This is a genomic window from Gymnodinialimonas phycosphaerae (assembly GCF_019195455.1).
Taxonomy (GTDB): domain Bacteria; phylum Pseudomonadota; class Alphaproteobacteria; order Rhodobacterales; family Rhodobacteraceae; genus Gymnodinialimonas; species Gymnodinialimonas phycosphaerae.
Map to the genome: position 1 here is coordinate 3,270,876 of NZ_JAIMBW010000001.1, position 14,939 is coordinate 3,285,814.

The 14,939-nt window shown below is 61.8% G+C and carries 12 protein-coding genes and 1 tRNA gene; 4 read left to right on the plus strand and 9 right to left on the minus strand.

The window, feature by feature from the left end; all coding sequences use genetic code 11:
- Positions 1-4 precede the first annotated feature (4 nt).
- The 4 genes from KUL25_RS16250 to KUL25_RS16265 are packed head-to-tail and all read left to right on the plus strand — an operon-like array spanning position 5 to position 5,392.
- The gene (locus KUL25_RS16250; RefSeq protein ID WP_257893877.1) at positions 5-1,237 is read left to right on the plus strand and encodes a glycosyltransferase; all 1,233 of its coding nucleotides are present in this window, start codon (positions 5-7) and stop codon (positions 1,235-1,237) included.
- Positions 1,234-2,244: a glycosyltransferase family 2 protein gene (locus KUL25_RS16255; protein WP_257893878.1), complete on the plus strand. Its 1,011-nt coding sequence runs from the start codon at positions 1,234-1,236 to the stop codon at positions 2,242-2,244. The genes KUL25_RS16250 and KUL25_RS16255 overlap by 4 nt, the downstream gene beginning before the upstream one ends.
- Positions 2,245-2,251: 7 nt before the next feature.
- The gene (locus KUL25_RS16260; protein ID WP_257893879.1) at positions 2,252-3,952 is read left to right on the plus strand and encodes a DUF5927 domain-containing protein; all 1,701 of its coding nucleotides are present in this window, start codon (positions 2,252-2,254) and stop codon (positions 3,950-3,952) included.
- Between the two features lie 3 nt (positions 3,953-3,955).
- A complete protein-coding gene (locus tag KUL25_RS16265; RefSeq protein ID WP_257893880.1) occupies positions 3,956-5,392 on the plus strand; it encodes a sulfotransferase family 2 domain-containing protein in 1,437 nt (478 codons plus the stop codon).
- Between the two features lie 10 nt (positions 5,393-5,402).
- Here KUL25_RS16265 and KUL25_RS16270 read toward each other — a convergent pair whose 3' ends face one another.
- The 9 genes from KUL25_RS16270 to KUL25_RS16310 form a co-directional block, all read right to left on the minus strand.
- Positions 5,403-5,867: a PTS sugar transporter subunit IIA gene (locus tag KUL25_RS16270; RefSeq protein WP_257893881.1), complete on the minus strand. Its 465-nt coding sequence runs from the start codon at positions 5,865-5,867 to the stop codon at positions 5,403-5,405.
- A 74-nt stretch (positions 5,868-5,941) separates the two neighbouring features.
- Positions 5,942-6,517 carry a ribosome hibernation-promoting factor, HPF/YfiA family gene (gene hpf / locus KUL25_RS16275; protein WP_257894883.1) on the minus strand — a complete coding sequence of 192 codons (576 nt, stop codon included), beginning with the start codon at positions 6,515-6,517 and terminating at the stop codon, positions 5,942-5,944.
- Between the two features lie 195 nt (positions 6,518-6,712).
- Positions 6,713-7,462 carry an LPS export ABC transporter ATP-binding protein gene (gene lptB, locus KUL25_RS16280; RefSeq protein WP_257893882.1) on the minus strand — a complete coding sequence of 250 codons (750 nt, stop codon included), beginning with the start codon at positions 7,460-7,462 and terminating at the stop codon, positions 6,713-6,715.
- Positions 7,462-7,944 (minus strand): LptA/OstA family protein, encoded by a 483-nt coding sequence (locus tag KUL25_RS16285; protein ID WP_257893883.1) that lies wholly within the window; start codon positions 7,942-7,944, stop codon positions 7,462-7,464. Before KUL25_RS16285 ends, lptB begins: the two co-directional genes overlap by 1 nt.
- Before the next feature lie 10 nt (positions 7,945-7,954).
- Complete coding sequence (gene lptC, locus KUL25_RS16290; RefSeq protein ID WP_257893884.1) at positions 7,955-8,551, minus strand: LPS export ABC transporter periplasmic protein LptC; 597 nt, start codon at positions 8,549-8,551, stop codon at positions 7,955-7,957.
- A 112-nt stretch (positions 8,552-8,663) separates the two neighbouring features.
- The gene (locus tag KUL25_RS16295; protein WP_068355851.1) at positions 8,664-9,275 is read right to left on the minus strand and encodes a ribonuclease D; all 612 of its coding nucleotides are present in this window, start codon (positions 9,273-9,275) and stop codon (positions 8,664-8,666) included.
- A gap of 87 nt (positions 9,276-9,362) precedes the next feature.
- A tRNA-Leu gene (locus tag KUL25_RS16300) sits at positions 9,363-9,449 on the minus strand.
- Between the two features lie 41 nt (positions 9,450-9,490).
- A complete protein-coding gene (locus KUL25_RS16305; RefSeq protein WP_257893885.1) occupies positions 9,491-13,111 on the minus strand; it encodes a translocation/assembly module TamB domain-containing protein in 3,621 nt (1,206 codons plus the stop codon).
- Positions 13,108-14,904, minus strand: a complete 1,797-nt coding sequence (locus KUL25_RS16310; RefSeq protein ID WP_257893886.1) for an autotransporter assembly complex protein TamA — start codon at positions 14,902-14,904, stop codon at positions 13,108-13,110. Before KUL25_RS16310 ends, KUL25_RS16305 begins: the two co-directional genes overlap by 4 nt.
- Between the last annotated feature and the right edge of the window lie 35 nt (positions 14,905-14,939).

Consider the following 14,939-nt stretch of genomic DNA (forward strand, 5'->3'; position numbering starts at 1 on the left):
TGCCATGCCAGGGTTGCGTGATATTCCGTGTCTCTGGCTGGATGTCACACGGCTTCTGACCCGTGTCGGGCGCGGCGCGTTGACCGGGATCGATCGTGTCGAAATGGCCTATCTGGTTGAGGCGCTTACGGGTGATGCCAGTTACCTGTGCCGCACCACGCGGGGGTATCTGCTTCTGGATCGTCGCGGCGCGCAGGCCCTTCTGGACATGATCAATGGGATTGATCTGGGTCGCGCCGATTGGATCTCGCGCCTGACGGGACGGGGAAACAAACCGCGCCACAGGGCGGAGGCGGCTTTGCGGCGGCTTGCCGTCGCCCGGTGCCGTCCGCCCGGTCTGCCGAAACTGCTGCGGGATCACGCCCCGCGCGGCTGCATCTATCTGAACGTGGGCCATTCCAATCTGTCCGAGGCGACCTTGTCGGCCATGTCCGCCCATCCCGGCACCTGCGCCGTGATGATCCACGACCTTATCCCGCTGACCCACCCAAATTACGTGGCCGACGGCTTGCCAGAACCCTTTGCTGGCCGGATCGACCGGGTCCGCCAGTACGCGGATCTGGTCATCAGCAATTCGGCTGCAACGCAGGCAGATCTGGAAGCCCATTGGGCAGGGCAAAGTGTGCCGATGCGTCAGATCGTGGCGCATCTGGGCGTCACGCCGTGGCAGATGCCCGACCCTCAGGATCGAGAGCCGGGCCATTTCGTGATGCTTGGCACGGTAGAGGTCCGCAAGAACCACGCGCTGATGATCGACGCTTGGGAAGCCCTTGCGGTCATGTCCTTGCCGCAGATGCCAGAGCTTCACATCATCGGGGCGACCGGTTGGAAGGTCGACGATCTGATTGCCCGGATCAAAGCGCACCCCCTTTTGGGGCAGTCCATTTTCATGCATGGGCCGCTGTCTGATACGGAGGTTCAAGGGCACCTTGCGCGCGCGAATGCGCTGCTGTTCCCCTCTCTCGCTGAGGGCTACGGCTACCCGCCTCTGGAGGCCGCATTGGCAGGCGCCACGCCAATCTGTTCTAACTTACCGGTTTTCCGGGAAACTCTGGGCGATTGTGCCGTTTACGTGGACAGTAACGACGCGTACTCTTGGGCGGAAACGATTAGACAACACTTTTGCGGTATTGCCGTTAAGCCGGAGTTGACCACGTTGAAGGTCGCCACTTGGGCAGAGCACTTTATTAAGGTGGCAGAAGCCATCCAACCGTCAGCCGAGAAAGGCCGCCCATGAAAGCGATCAAGCGTTACGGTTTGCGCCTTGAACGCAAGCGGTTCCTTGTGCGCGCGTGGCGCAAATCCCGCGGGCTGGAGGTCGTGGCGCAGCGGACGGACGCGATCCGAGACGGTGACGTTCTTCTTTTCTGCACGCTCCGCAATGAGCGGGTGCGCCTCAAGTACTTCCTGAATTACTATCGTGACCGCGGCGTGAACCATTTCCTGTTCGTGGACAATGATAGCGGCGATGGCACCCGCGAATACCTGGCCGAGCAGCCCGATTGCAGCGTTTGGTGGACGGACGAATCGTACAAGCGGTCTCGGTTCGGGATAGATTGGATGAATCGCCTGTTGCGCCTTTATGGGCACAAGCATTGGTGCCTTACGGTCGATCCCGATGAATTCCTGGTCTACCCGTTCAGTGATACCCGCCCAATTCCGGCTTTGACGGATTGGCTGGATGCGTCTTCGATCAAGTCGTTTGGCGCGATGCTGCTGGATATGTACCCAAAGGGCCCCATCGATGCGCAGCCCTACCATGAGGGGCAAAACCCTTTCGACATTGCCTGTTGGTTCGATGCCGGGAACTATTCCGTCACCCGGAATTGGGAGTATGGGAACCTCTGGATTCAGGGCGGCCCGCGAGCGCGTGCCTTTTTTAGCGACAACCCCGAACGCGCGCCGGCGTTGAACAAAACGCCTTTGGTGAATTGGCAAAAGCACCATGCCTATGCGTCCTCGACACACATGTTGCTGCCGAGGGGGCTTAATCGCGTCTACGACGAATGGGGGGGAGAGAAGGCCTCGGGCGTGCTGCTGCACGCGAAGTTTCTCGACACGTTCAGCGCCAAGGCCAAGGAAGAGTTGGACCGGCGAGAGCATTATGCCGCCTCCGCCGAGTATAAGGCTTATGCGGACGGGTTGAAGGAAAACCCAGATTTCTGGAGCAAATGGTCCGAGAAATACATCAATTGGCGCCAGCTAGAGATCTTGGGTCTTATGTCCAAAGGCAACTGGGCATGAATACGCCATGAGTACACTGGGCTTCGTGATGATGTGTCATACTGCGCTGAACCGCGCGGCTGAGGTTGCACGCCACTGGGCCGAGCGGGATTGCCCCGTTGTCATCCACCTCGACAAACGGGTGGCGAAGGACAAGAACGCGTGGCTGAAGCGAGAGCTTTCCGACCTGGACAACGTCAAGTTCTGCAAGCGTCGCAAGTGCGAATGGGGCACGTGGAGCCTGGTGCAGGCAAGCCAGACCGGCGCCGAGATGATGCTGGAAGAGTTTCCCGGCGTCCGACACGTGTACCTGGCCTCAGGGTCCTGCCTGCCTCTGCGCCCGGTGGATGAATTGCGCGCCTATCTGGCTGCACGACCGATGACGGATTTCATCGAATCCGTCACGATCCGCGATGTTGATTGGACCATCGATGGCCTCAACACCGAACGATTCCAACTCCGATTTCCGTTTTCGTGGAAACGTCACCGTTTCCTGTTTGACCGCTACGTGGAATTGCAACGCAAAGTCGGCTTCAAGCGCAAGATGCCCGGGGGGCTGTTGCCGCATTTGGGAAGCCAATGGTGGTGCCTGTCGCGGCAAACCTTGTCGGCGATCATCCAGGACCCGAAACGGCGTGAGTTTGATCGCTACTTCAAGCTCGTCTGGATTCCGGACGAAAGCTATTACCAGACGCTGGTGCGCAACTATTCGCGCAACATCGAAAGCCGGTCGCTGACCCTGTCGAAGTTCGACTTCCAGGGCAAACCGCACGTCTTCTATGACGATCACCTGCATCTGCTGCGCCGCTCGGACTGCTTCGTGGCGCGTAAGATCTGGCCCCGGGCCGAAAGGCTCTACCGCACCTTCCTGAACGATGAGGCCGCAAACGCCCGGCGGGCCGAGCCGACACCCGGCAAGATCGACCGCGTATTCGCCAAGGCGTTGGAGCGTCGGACGCGGGGGCGTCCCGGCCTCTACATGCAGTCGCGCTATCCCAACAACGATTGGGAAAATGGCAAATCCGCCGCCCCGTATTCGGTGTTGCACGGGTTCAACGACCTGTTCCTTGATTTCGAGCCGTGGTTATCGCGGCGGCTTGGCACCTCGGTCCATGGTAATATCTTCGACCCAAAGCGCGTCCGCTTTGCGGGCGATGCGGAAACATACGCAGGCTGTCTTTCGTCCGCGCCCGATCTGCGGGACTACAATCCCGAACGCTTCCTGACGAACCTGATCTGGAACACGCGCGGCGAACGGCAGGTGTTCATGTTCGGCCCCCAGGACAACCAACGCCCCGGCGCGTTCATGGCCGCCGATAGCAACGCGCAGATCAGCGTGATCACCGGTGGTTGGGCGGTGCGCCTGTTCACCGCGAACCGCAATTTCGGCGATATCCGCACCGAGGCCGCGCGTCTGCAACGGCGCGAGGTGGATTTCGTGAACACGCTGCGGCACGTGCGATCGCGCGCCGAAATCCGCATCTGGTCGCTGGCCGAGTTTTTGGAAGAGCCGATGGAAAACCTGCAACGCATCCTCGATTCCATGGAGGGGGCGCAAGCCAGCCGTCTGACGGAAGCGCCGAAGATGGCCAATCTGGACGGCTTGCCGAAGTTCCTCCAGAATCTGAAGAACCAGGGCATGAACCCTTTTGCTGTGGGTGATTTCCCGCAAGAAGGCGTGGCCTTGCCGCCGTCCGGTGCTGACAACCGCCCCTATTTGGTGAGGTGATCCATGACCCGTCGCTTTGATGCTTTCGTATTGTTTGCCGAGATGCGGACGGGTTCCAATTATCTGGAAGACAGCCTCAACAATTTCCCGGACATCAACTGTCTGGGGGAGGTTTATAACCCCACGTTCCTTGGCCATCACAACACGTTCGAGATGTATGGCTATGACATGGACCGACGCGAGCAGGACCCCCTCGGTCTGCTGGAGTCGATCATCGAGAATGGCGGCGACGGCCTGCCGGGGTTCCGTCTGTTCCATGACCACGACGACCGCGTGGTGGACCGCGTGTTGCCCGATCCACGCATCGCCAAGGTGATCCTGACGCGCAATCCGCTGGATAGCTACGTCAGCCGCAAGATTGCCAGCGCCACGGGGCAGTGGCGTTTGACCGATATGAAGCATGCAAAAACGGCGAAAATCCGGTTCGACACGGCGGAATTCGGAGAGCTGTTGGACAAGCTGCTGCCGTTCCAGGAACACCTGCGGCAAGGGTTACAGAAGACGGGCCAGGTGGCATTTCAGGTCCGCTATGAGGATATCAACGATCCCGAAATGCTGAACGGCCTCGCCGCGTTCCTCGGCTCGGACGAGCGGGTGGAGGCGACGTCGAAGAAGCTGAAGAAGCAGAACCCCGCGCCGCTGCGCGACAAGGTCGAGAATTATGACGAGATGGTCGCCGCACTGAGTGACCTTGACCGTTTCGGCCTAGAGAAATCGCCTGAGTTAGAGCCCGAACGCGCCGCCCAGGTGCCGAATTTCGTGGCCCATCCGACGCTTGGGTTGCTGTTCTGCCCGATCAAGGGTGCGCCCGAAAACTCGGTGCTGACCTGGATGGCGGCGTTGGGCGATGTCGGCAAGGATGCCCTGATCCGCAAGATGAGCCAGAAGCAGCTGCGCCAGTGGATGAAGGACAATCCCGGGTTCCGCAGCTTCACGGTGCTTCGCCATCCCGTCGCCCGCGCCTACACCGTCTTCAATCGCTTTATCCTACCCGATGACCGCCCCGCCTACGAGACCGCCCGCAAGACGCTGCGGCAGCGCTACAAGGTGCCCCTGCCGGGAAAAACACCGGGCGACGGTTGGACTGAGGAAGAGCAGAAAGCCGCGTTCCAGGGGTTTATCGGGTTCCTCAAGGGCAATCTCGCGGGGCAAACCAGCGTTCGGGTCGATCAGGCATGGGCGACGCAAACCGCGATCCTTCAAGGGATTTCCACGGTGATGGTGCCGCAAGCGGTGATCCATGAAGAACAGATGAAAGAGGCGCTGCCTGCGTTGGCTCAGGCGGTCGGGGCTGAAGACATCCCCGAGGTTGTCGGAGAGGCGATGCCGGGGCTTTACCCGTTGAAATCCGTTTATGACGGCAAGATCGAGCAGGCGCTGATCGACACCTATCGACGCGATTACATCGGGTTCGGATTTCCGCGGTGGAACAAGCGCTAGACGGATCGGACTAGGCGGCCTGTGTCACCTCGACTTCGGTCAGCAGGGTATAAAGCGTTGCGGGGTCGTTATTGGCCCGCAGCTTCGCGCAAAGCGCCGTGTCGCGCAGGGTCCGGGACACCAGGGCCAAGGCCTTGAGGTGGTCCACGCCAGAGTCCTCAGGGGCTAGCAGAACAAAGACCAAGTCCACCGGCTGACGGTCGGCGGCGCCGAAATCGATAGGACGCTCCAGCCGGATGAACGCGCCAACGACGCGGTCGATTTCAGAAAGCCGCGCATGGGGAAGGGCAATGCCATTGCCTACGGACGTTGGCCCAAGGCCTTCGCGCACTTGCAGGGCCTCGAAGATGCGCGCGGCGGGCACATCGATCAGCGTTTCGGCAATCTCGGCGATAGACTGTATCAGCCGCTTTTTGCTGCTGACATCGGTCATCACCTTGACCGCGTCCGGCGTCAAAAGAGTCGAAAGATCCATTCCCATGCCCCTCGTGCGGTCTTGGCCGCAACGTGTAGGCCCGGGGGCTGTACGCCAAGCCCGGGCCAGATCCATTAACTGGTCTTGGGATCGATCCAGCCCACGTTGCCGTCATCCCGGCGATAGACCACATTGACCCGGTCGTTCCCTTGCTCGCGGAACACCAAAAGCGGCGCGCCCGCGATCTCCATTTGCATCACGGCCTCTCCGACCGAAAGCGATGGGATACTGGTTTCCATCTCGGCCACGATGATCGGCTGCAACGTGTCGGGCTCGGCGTCCTCAGACGCGTCGTCCGATGATGCGAGGATATAAGAGGCGCCGCCGAAGACATCAATGGGCGTCGTCCGGTCTTTGTGGTGATCTTTCAGGCGTCGCTTGTAGCGTCTGAGTTGCTTTTCCAGCTTGTCGGCCGTCGCTTCGAACGCGGCGTAGATCTCATGGGCGTGGGCCTTGGCAGAGGCGGTCAAGCCAGTGGACAGATGAACGGTGGTTTCACAGGCAAATTCTGGCCCGGACTTGGAAAAGATCACATTCGCATCGGTCGGACGCTCGGCGTATTTCTGGGCTATTGCGCCCAGGTTGTCTTGCACGTGTGTTTGCAGCGCCTGGCCGATTTCGATCTGTTTTCCGCTGATCTGATACCGCATGTAACCTCCGGTTTTGGTGGGAATCTTGAGGCTGCTCAAGTTTGAGCATCCTTTCAAACCATTGAATATTAACACTTTTCAAAAAGTTAAAGTTCTGAGCGCGCCAAAAGGCGTCGGGCTTGGAAAGAGATGAAGCCAGTGCAACCATCACGTCTATCAGACGGCCAAACGGCCCCGTCTGTCAATGGAATTGGTTCAAGTGATCTTAAAGGATTGGCCCAGGTAAACACGGCGCACGTTCTCATCCTTCACGACCTCATCGGCGGTGCCGGACATGATGATCACCCCGTCATGAAGGATGTAGGCGCGGTCCACGATGGCGAGGGTTTCCTGCGCGTTGTGGTCGGTGATCAGCACGCCAATACCACGGGTCTTCAACTCGGCCACCAGCGCGCGAATGTCGCCCACGGCGATGGGATCGACACCTGCAAACGGCTCGTCCAGCAAAACGTAGCGCGGGTTGGAGGCCAGACACCGCGCAATTTCGGCGCGACGTCGCTCACCGCCGGACAACGAAAGCGCGGGGGCGCGGCGCAGATGTTCAATCGAGAATTCCGATAGCAACTCTTCCAGCCGATCACGGCGCTTCTTGCGCTTGGGTTCCACGATTTCGAGGATCGCCATGATGTTGTCTTCGACAGACAGGCCCCGGAAGATCGACATCTCTTGCGGCAGATAGCCCACGCCCGCACGGGCGCGGCGGTACATCGGAAACAGCGTCACGTCTTGGCCATCGATGGTGACGCGTCCGCCATCGGGGGTGATCAGCCCCGCGATGCAATAGAAGCTGGTCGTCTTGCCAGATCCGTTGGGGCCCAGAAGCGCGACAACCTCGCCCCGGTTCAGCTCCAGCGTGACATCGCGGATCACCGGACGCTTGCGGTAGCTTTTGCGGAGCTTGTGAACCCGAAGCCCGGCAGAGCCTTCTGTGACCTCAAGCGCCATCAGTCTGTGCCGCCAAGCACCGTGCGCACACGTCCATCGACGGATCCGTTCCCGGCGCGCATGTTCACGACCATGCTGTCGCCCGAAATCGCGGTAGGTCCCTGCGTCACAAGCACGTTGCCCGACAGGGTCAGCAGCGCCGAGGCCACATCGTAGCGCGCGCTGCCGCCTTCCGCCGCGTCCGCGCCCCGGGTCACGAGGACGCCGCCGGTGGCGATGACCTCGCTCACGTCCTGGTTGCCTTGTGTGCCGTAGACGATCCGCACGGCACCGGCGGCCATGCGAAGGTCGCCCTGGACGACGATAACGTTGCCGGTGAAAATGGCTTCTCCGGTGGTTTGATCCAGGGTCAGGCCATCGGCTGTCACCTCGACAGGTTGGCGGTCATCGAAGGCAACGCCGCCGAAGCCGATATCTACCTGCGCCGCTGCGGGCTGGGTGAGGAGGAGGACAAACCCCAAGAGGGCAAGAATACGGTGCATGGAAGGCCCTTCAGCTTTGTGGCTCGTATAGCACCCGAACGGAGCCGTTGAAACGAAGGATTGCCTCTCCGTCCGGACCGGTGATTTCCATCGTATCGGCGGTGACGTCCAAACCGGGGCCGGTGACATGGATCGGCGTGGGCGACCGCATGTTGATCACGTCCAGCGCCATCACCATCGTTTCGCTTTCAACGCGATATCCCATGGAGGATTGCAGCACGACATCCTCGGTCAAGGTCGCCATCTGGGCGGCCATGTCGATATCACCGAAATCCGCCTGAATGGTCAGGAAGTCCGTCCGGCTCAGGTCCATGCGGCCATTGATGGATTGCGCCTGGATCCGTTCCGTTCGAGACGCTTCGGCTGAAACGGCGTTGGCGGTCAGGATGATTTCCTGACCGTCGCCCAATACGCCGGCAAAGCGCGGCTCTGTCACGCGCTGTTCGCGGGCGATCTGGTCAATATTGACCTCGGCATAGGGCAAAGCGGCGTCTGGATCCGGGGCGCCGGACAGCAGGAAAAGGGACGACAACAGGCCAATCGCCACGAGGGGCAGGGTAATTTTCACCCAGACCACGGCTTTGGAATAGAGGTTGTCGCGTGCCACGGTGGGGCGTCCTCATTACACTATCGAAAAGCCATGAACCAACGAACGCGGCCTGAAATCCAAGATTTCAACGCCTTGAATATAGGGTGCCCCAGGTCGTCCGAGAAGTGCCTTAGTGGCTGAAAATATCCATCTCGGGCCAACCGGCCAAGTCAAGCTTCGCGCGCATCGGCAAGAAATCGAAACAGGCCTGCGCCATCTCGGTCCGGCCTTCGCGGGCCAGCATCGCGTCCAGTTTGTCTTTCACGTCGTGCAGATAAAGCACATCAGAGGCAGCGTATTCGATCTGCGCCGGCGTTAGCGTATCAGCCCCCCAGTCCGAGCTTTGCTGCTGCTTGGAGATGTCGGTGCCAAGCAGTTCCTGCAACAGGTTCTTGAGGCCGTGGCGGTCCGTATAGGTGCGCACCAGTTTCGACGCGATCTTGGTGCAATAGACCGGCGCGGTCAGCGCGCCGAAGGCGTTATACATGGCGGCGATATCGAAACGCCCGAAATGGAACAGCTTGAGTGTATCGGGGTCTTCCAGAAGTGCGCAGAGATTCGGCGCCTCTGTCTGACCCTTGGCCACTTGCACCAGATGCGCGTTGCCGTCCCCGTCGGACAGTTGGATTACACACAGGCGGTCGCGGTGCGGATGCAGGCCCATGGTTTCGCAATCGATCGCGACGATGGGTCCGAGGTGCAGCCCATCGGGAAGGTCATTTTGGTACAAGGTGTTGGTCATCGGGCGTTCCGCACGTTCAGTTCAGATTTGCGGGGGAATGCCCCTCGCGCTCAGGTAGGCCACAGGCCGGTAGCGCAAGGAAAGACTTGGTGCCCAGGAGAGGACTCGAACCTCCACATCGTTGCCAATACTAGCACCTGAAGCTAGCGCGTCTACCAATTCCGCCACCTGGGCAGGTGTCGTGAGGGGGCTGATATAACCGCGCCCGCGCGCCGTCAATAGTCCTGCTCGAAGAAGATTCCGATAGAGCTGCCTCCGTCTGATCCAACGGACCCACGCGCAGTGATATTCGGAGTCAGATCGATGTTCAGGGACAGGTCCGCGTCGCCCTCGGCGTTGATGGTGACGTCAGTGTAGATGTTGTCGGACAGGTAGCGTCCGGCGGTCACGGCGGCGTTGCCTTCGTCGTCGGTGGACAGGTCCAGATCGTCGAGGCCAAGGCCATCGCGCAGCCCCGCGATGAAGCCGGAATTGGTAGAACCGCCCGCCAGCGACGTGGCTGCATCGGCCATTTGCAAAAGCTGCAATGGCGACAGCCCCGAGACAGAGCGACCGAACAGAAGCTGCGCCAGAACCTCATCCTCGGGCAGGGCGGGGCTTGAGGAGAAGGTGATTTCCGGGCTGGAGGCCGCGCCGACGACACCGATCGTAATCTCGTACCCGCTGGCGCGGGAGGTGGCGGCAAGGCGCAGGAAAGGGTCGAAACTGCCTTGCAGGGTCGCGGACCCTTCGGTGAAGTCCAGCCGGGTGCCAAGGATCGACAGCCTGCCGCGCAACAGGTTGAACTGTCCCGTGGGGATCATGTTGGCGGTAGTGCCGAACAGGCGGAGGGTGCCGCCGAATTCCGCATCAATCCCACGCCCGCGCAGGAAAATCCGCCCCGGCGCATTGATCGTGATGTCGAGGCCGGTGGTCGCACTGCCGCTGGCACCCCCGTTGGACCCGGTGGCCAGAAGCCCCGCGAACTGCCGCGTCAGGCGCTGCTCTCGGGTTTCTCCGACGTAGCGGATCTCGGGGATGGCGGCGCTGCCATATAGGCTGGCCTCGGGGACCCGGATCTCGGATTCGCCAAGGTTGACGGTACCACTGACTTGGGGACCGCGTGCGAGGGGGCCGGAAATCGTCAGATCCGCGCTGCTGATCCGCGCCTCGTAAAGCGTGGGATCCACAAGGCGTGCATCCCGCAGGCCGATGGCGAGTTGCGCATCGAGGCCCGGATTGGCGAGGTTGATCGACCCATTAGCGCTGATGCCACCGCCACTGGAGATACGGCCATTCGCATTGATCGACAGGCGCCCGCCTGAAAGCTGGCCATTCACGCCGACATTCTCCACCGCCAAGGCATAGGTCGGCACCGAAACGCGGGTATTCGTGGTATTGAGCGTGCCCGACAGCGCCGCAAGCCCGGGCTGCCCCTGCATCGCAAGATTGAAATTCGCCGTCCCACGGATCGACCGGGGGGCGATGTAGCGATTTGCCAGTGCAAGGGGCGCGCTGCCTGTGGCCGTCAGATCGACACTGCCGTCGGGCAGGCCGACGCGGCCATTGACAGCGGCGCCCATGCCGCCCGGTCCACCAAGGTCAGCACTGATCTGCCAGGGATCGTCCCCGTTGCGGGTGATCGTCCCGTCGGCGCGCACAGGCCCGGTGAGAGCATCGGTGAACAGGCCGACATTCGTCAGGCGCGCGGCGATGTCGGCGCGGCTGGCCTGGGGTCCGATGCTGACATCGCCCGTCACGGTCAGCTCTGGATTGGCGACCGACAGGTCCGAGAGGGTCAGAACCTCTCCCTCACGCACAGCGATGGCCGAAAGCGTCGTGCGCCCGGCCAGAAGCTGCGGCGGAATACCGTTGCCAAGGTTCAGTCCCTGGGCCGAAGCGTCCAGCGCAAGGGTGAAATCAGTGGTCTCGGCGTCGAAAACGCCGTCGATATCCGCGCGAATGGCATTGGGGCCGGTAAGGTTCGCGACGACGTCGGACGGCGCGGTGCCGGTACGCGTGACATCGGCTGCGATGGTAACGGGGCCGGACAGCAGGTCGGTGAACAGGCCCACATTCTGGAGCTGAAACCGGGTGGTCGCAGAGGTATCGCCGGAACTGAGCGATGCGTCGGCGGCAAGGCTCAGTTCCGCGTTTTCAAGGCTGAGATCTTGCAAGGTCAGGCCCGTCTCGTCGCGGGTCACCTGCGCTGAAAGAAGCGTTTCCCCGGCGAAAAGTTCTGCGGGCACGGCGTCGGCCAGTCGAAGGTCACGACCCTGGCCGCTGATGGCCAGATCAAAAGCGCCTGAAAGCGGCTCTGCGGTGCCTGTCAGGGACAGATCAACGGCACCATCGAGAGGTTGGCCCGCAAGGAGGCCGAAGCGGCCAAGGTCCCCAGCCTGCGCGGCGAGTTCCAGAACGACGTCCAAACGCCCCTCTCCGGTCTGGGCCGAGGCGCCGCCGGTCAGGGCGACTTCGCCAGTCGCCAGGGTCAGATCCGACAGGATCATCGGCGCGCCGTTGACCCAAGACATCATCGCGCTGAGGTCGATCTGTGTGCCAAGGGCCTGCGCAAACGCCGGATCGCGGTGGCTGACGCCCGTCAAGGCGCCGGTCAGGTCAGCCGTCGCAGCCTCGATCCCGGTGTCGGTGATCGCCAGCGCGCCTTGCAGGTCAAGGGCGGTGTCGGTGATGGTCAAGTCGTCCACTGACAGCTGGTCCAGATCCAGCCGCAGGCGGTAGGCATCGCCCTCGTCGCGGTCATAGATGATCGCCAGACCGGCCCGCGCGATCTGCGCGTTCACGCCGCCCGCTGGCAGACGCACCGTGTCACCTTCAGGCGGCGTGATCTGCCCGACGAGCGAGACCTGGCTTGGCAGTCCATTCGGGGCGAGGGCAAGATTGCCCTCCAACGTCAGCGCGGTAGAGGTCAGGCGAAGCGCTTCCAACTCGGTGCCGCCTTCCGCGGATTGCCGGACCTGCGCTTGCAGCTGCACATCGTCGCCAAAGAACGCGCGGTAATCGGGGAGCAGCAACGGAGAGACATCGCCACCGATGTCCACGGTCACCAATTGGTCGCCGGTATCGCCCACCGAAGAGATGACCTGTCCCAGAATGCGGTCCTGACCCCCGGTCGCCAACGCAATGTCGGCTGTGAAGCCGTCAATCGGGCCACTGCCTTCAATTGCCAGCCGTACGTCCGGCCGTCCGGGCAGGCCAAGCAATTCGGCAGCAAGCCCGCCCTCGGCCTCTTGCAGCAGAAGCGCAAGGTCCAGCTGGCGGGTGGCATTGTCGTAGGCGGCATCCAACGTGAATTGCCCGGTCGGCCCATCTAGACGGTCAAGCGTGATGTCCGCCTCACCAGTGCCATTTGCCAGCAAGAGCCTGCCATCGACAGACAGCGTTGCAGGCAGGCCGATGAGGGGCGCGCCCAAAACGACCTCGGCGACCGAGATGGTGCCGATATCGACCCTGACAGGCAGGTCAGGCAAGGAAAACGGCTGCGCTTCGGTATCTGAAAGATCGACGCCATCGGCGGGAAGCGGGGGGCGAAGGACCTCTAGCCGGGCCGCCGTCAGGGCGTTGATCTGAAGCTCTCCGGTCAAAAGCGCGGAGCGGGTCCAATCCAGCACCGCGTCTTCCAGAACCAGCCAAACGCCGTCGGCGTCTGAAATCTCCATCCGCTCCAACGTCGCTTCCGAGGACAGCGCACCCCGGAACCCGGTGATCGTGACCTGACGGTCATCACCGTCGGACAATTGGTCCTCAAGAAACCGCGACAGGACGGTGCCGTCGTCCTGGGCAGCGGCTGCAAGCGGGCATAGCGCCAACATCATGATCAGGAGAAAGCGGATCAAAACGCGTGCCCAATGCCGATGTAGATGAACAGATCTTCCCCGACGCCCGACCCGCGTACCGGGGTGGCCAGATCGACGCGGATCGGCCCGAAGGGCGTGTCATACCGCACGCCGACGCCCGCCCCCGCATGCCAATCACCGTCACCGCCCATGGCATCGGCCCCGATGAAACCCGCGTCGGCAAAGGCGACGAGGCCGAAGTCGGTCTCGCCGAGGTCTTGGCGGAACTCTGTAGAGAGGCCCGCAAAACTGCGTCCGCCGGACTCGACCCCATTCTGGAGCGCGCCAAGCGATTGAAATTCTTGCCCGCGCACGGTGCCGGCACCGCCAGAGTAGAACAGAAAATTCGGTGGGATATCGGTAATGTCGCCGCCCAGGACACTGCCCAGTTGTGCCCGAACCGCGATACGACTGGCATCGTTGTCGCCGAAGCCCAGGTAGACACGACCATCCAGATAGACCCGCGCGCCACCGGAGCCTTCATTGATGATGAAGGGGGTCGCGCTGCCGTCCAGGTAGAACAGATCGCGCGCGTCCAGAGGGTCATCGCGGCGGTCCCATGTCAGCCCGACGGGCGCGGACAGGACCGTGACCTGACGGTCACCGAATTCATCCTCGATATCGTAGTAATCCAGGGCAAAACCCAGCGATCCGATCAGGCGGCGATTGAAGTGATGCTCGGCCCCGATCTCGGCCCCGATCGTGGTCAACGCATAGGCGGGCTCGTCCAGATATTCGGCGCCCAACGCCACGTATGCTGTGGTGTCTGGCGTGAAGGTCGCGGGGCGCGAGTAGCGCAGGCCAACGGAGGCATCGATGCCCTCCACATCCTCGGTCGAAATTCCCTCCGACCCGATGCCGCTGATCTCACCCTCGATTCGAAGCCTCTCGGCGCCGCCGAAAAGGTTGCGGTGCAGCCAATAGGCGCTCAGCGCGGCACCGTCATCGGTGGACAGCTCGGCCCCGAAGCCGAAACGGCGCGGCTCATTCTCGACCAAGGTCGCCTCAATATTCATTACGCCGTCGGGGCCGACCTCGCCTTCTTGCAAGGCGATGGCCGAAAAGACCCCGGTATCCTGAAGACGGCCTTCCACGCGGCTGAGCGTTTCGGGCGAGAAGGTATCCCCCTCCGGCAGGCCCGCGATGGCGAGGATGCGGTCAACGCGCATCCGTTCCTGGCCGCGTGGCACAAGCGTGCCAAATTGAACAATCTGCCCGGGCTCGATCCGCACACGGACATCAAGTACCGCCTCTTGGCCCCGCGCGGTGATCTGCTGATCGCTCACAGCGGCGGTAGCATAGCCGAACTCACGCCACGCGGTGATCGCGGCACCGGCAGTATCGCGCAACAGGCCTGTGGTGACAGCGCCGCCGGGGCGGAACTCTCCGGGTAATTCAGTGTCGCGCGCGAGGGGCGAAATCTCGGCGGTGCCAAGCTGGAACACCGGGCCGGGATCGACGCGAATGATGATCTGGTTGATGGCACTTGGCGCGCCGAAGGGTGAGATGCGCGCGGCCTCGCGCCCATCCACATCGATCCGCACAACCGGAGAGAAATGACCCGCATCATAGAGCGCAGCCACCAAACGCCCGTAATCCGCTCGCGCGGCAGCGACGAGATCCTGGGCAGTACGCACGTCTTCCGTTTCCTGCAAAAGCAGGGATGACGCCCGCAGGCGATCGGTCAAATCCTCGTCCACGCCGGGGGCGTTTAACTGGATGTCTTGCGCCTGTGCTGTGCCTGCGAAGGCGCAAACCACAAGTGCTAGTGCTGTTGAAACGTATCTGCCCATGCGAATCTGGTAAATCCCTTCGATAGCAAACGCCA